The 2388-nt window shown below is 77.4% G+C and carries 3 protein-coding genes; all 3 read right to left on the bottom strand.

The window, feature by feature from the left end; genetic code table 11:
- The coding region (locus TR48_RS39210) for a DUF5134 domain-containing protein (protein ID WP_052442947.1) at window positions 1-486 on the bottom strand (486 nt) is incomplete at its 3' end.
- Window positions 483-1457 (bottom strand): hypothetical protein, encoded by a 975-nt coding sequence (locus TR48_RS24065; RefSeq protein ID WP_042370828.1) that lies wholly within the window; start codon window positions 1455-1457, stop codon window positions 483-485. The genes TR48_RS24065 and TR48_RS39210, both read right to left, overlap by 4 nt.
- Window positions 1454-2388, bottom strand: a 935-nt coding sequence (locus TR48_RS24060; protein ID WP_052442946.1) for a vWA domain-containing protein, incomplete at its 5' end; no start/stop codon positions are given. The genes TR48_RS24060 and TR48_RS24065, both read right to left, overlap by 4 nt.

Raw genomic sequence — 2388 nt, 5'->3', positions numbered from 1 at the left:
GGACCGCAGCGGTGTGCGGTCCACGACCGTGACCGCGTAGCCGCACAGGAACAGCGCCAGCAGCAGTGCCGCGGTGGGATACCGCACGGCCGAGGCCGCGCCCATCCGGGTTCGGCCGGCCGCGCCGCCGTAGGCCGCGGCGTACATGTAGAGCATCGCGCCGGACAGGACCAGGTGCGGCAGACGGCGACGGAGCGACGCCGCGCGTCGCCCCGGGGCCGACCGACACCAGATCAGCGCCGCGTGGCCGGCGAACCACGCCGTCGTCACGGCGAACACCGCCGCCCAGACGGCCCCGGCCAGCGGGTCGAGGCCGGGCACGAGCATGCCGGCCAGCGCCACGCCCATCAGCACGTGCACGACGTCGACCGCGTGCTCGACACGCCGGTCCAGCCGACGGGCGAGCAGCAGCCGTCCCACGCAGTAGACCGCGGTGGCCAGCATGACGGCGGCGAAGCCGTCCGCGAGCCAGGCAGGGAGGGTCACGTCCCGGCCCTCCCTCCGCTCCCCGGCGCCCCCGCGGTCAGCGGAGCCGATGAGCCGCCCGGCCAGTACGCCAGGGCGACGAGGGCCAGCAGCGGGCCGGAGTTCGGGTCGGTGGCCTGGCCGCCGAGCAGCCCGCCGAGCGCCTCGCCGACGACCCAGACCACGACGGCGACCACCACGGCCAGCGCGATCAGGACCCGCTGCGCGCTCGCCGGGAGCAGCACCGCCACGGCGACGGCGGCCAGCACCGCCGCCAGGACCACGGAGGCGGCCGCGCCCCGGTGCGCGGTCAGCGCGGCCGCGTGGTCGACGACCGAGCCGAGCCAGGCCGGCTGTCCCGGGGCCATCCCGGCGATGCTGTCGTGCAGGTACTGCGGCGCGGTCTCGGCGGGCTGCACCGCCAGGATCGCCAGGCCGCCCCAGAGCAGCAGCCACAGCGCCCGCGCGGCCGTGACGCCCACCGCCCGCACGGCCTGGGAGGGCCCGTCCCGCCCGGTCGGCCACACCAGCACCGCGAGCAGTGCGTAGAGGACCACGGCCCCCGGCGCTCCGGACAGCGCACCGGCAAGGCCGGTCAGCACGCCGCCCAGCCCCTCGCCGAGCCACCACACCGCCAGCGACCACGCGACCGAGGCCGCCAGCGCCACCCGGACGGTCGGCCGCCACGCGATGCCCAGGCCCAGCAGCAGCTGCCCGAACGCGAACACCGCGTCGAGGAGCACCGGATGGTGACCGATCAGCGCCGCCGCCCACAGGACCGGGACCGCCACCGGACCGGGCTCGCCCTGCGCCGCGGGCGCGATGACCTGCGTCGCGAACGTCTTGGTGAACATGACCGGCTGGAGTTGCAGCATCCCGTCCAGCAGCCACAGGGCCGCCAGCGCGAGCTGGAGCGCCCGGCGCACGTCGGCGGCTGGCCGGCCCGCCCGCGGGCGGGCGACCGCGTCGGGGAGCCGGACCTGCCCGGTCACGGCGGTCGCCCCGCCCAGCGCGGGCCCAGGGCCGCGCGTTCCCGGGGCCGAGGGCCGTCGTCGTCGGACAGCGCGGCCAGGACCTCCTCCAGCGCGGTGACCGTGTGGCCGCTCACGAAGGCGTCGCAGTACGGCAGCGCGGCGGCCATGCCGCCGGTCAGCGGGGCGTAGTCAGGCGCCGCCTTGCGGGGGTTGACCCAGACCACGCGGTGCGCCAGCCGCCGCAGGCGGGCCATCTGCTGCCCGACGCCCGCCGGGTCACCGGCCTCCCAGCCGTCGGAGAAGATCACCACGACGGCGCCCCTGGCCATGCCGCGGCGGCCGAACCCGTCGGTGAACGCGGCCAGGCAGCGGGCGATCAGGGTGCCGCCGGACCAGTCCGAGGCCGCCTGCCCGGCGGCGCGCAGCGCCTCGTCGGGGGTGCGCCGCCGCAGGACGGGGGTCAGCCGGGTGAGTCGGGTGGCGAAGACGAACGACTCGACCGGGATCAGGCCCCTGGCCCCCGCGCGCGAGCCGAGCTTCGCGAAGAACCGCAGATAGGCCCGGGTGTAGGTCTCCATCGAGCCGGAGACGTCGCACAGCAGCACGAGCGGACGCCGCCGCAGCCGCCCGTGCGAGCGCGCCAGGGTGACCGTCTCCCCGCCGGTGCCCAGACTCCGGCGCAGACTGCGTCGCAGGTCGACGCTGCGGCCGTGCGGGTCGGACCGCCTTCGCCGGGAGCGGCGCAGCGGCAGCCGGAACGCGAGAGTGTCCAGGAGCCGGTCCAGATCGGCGAGGTCCTGCGCCCCGAACGTGCCGAGGTCCTTGTGGGCGAGGAACTCCTCGCGGCTGCCGAGCAGCGGCAGCGCCACGCCGGTGTCGGCCTGCTCGCGGGGCGCGGGCCGCTCGCCGGGCCGGTCCGGGCGCGCCGCGCCGTCCGGCAGCGTGGAGG

This window comes from Streptacidiphilus neutrinimicus (assembly GCF_000787815.1).
Taxonomy (GTDB): Bacteria; Actinomycetota; Actinomycetes; order Streptomycetales; family Streptomycetaceae; genus Streptacidiphilus; species Streptacidiphilus neutrinimicus.
Note: the sequence above shows the minus strand (reverse complement) of the source record. Positions and strands in the feature narration are given on the sequence as shown.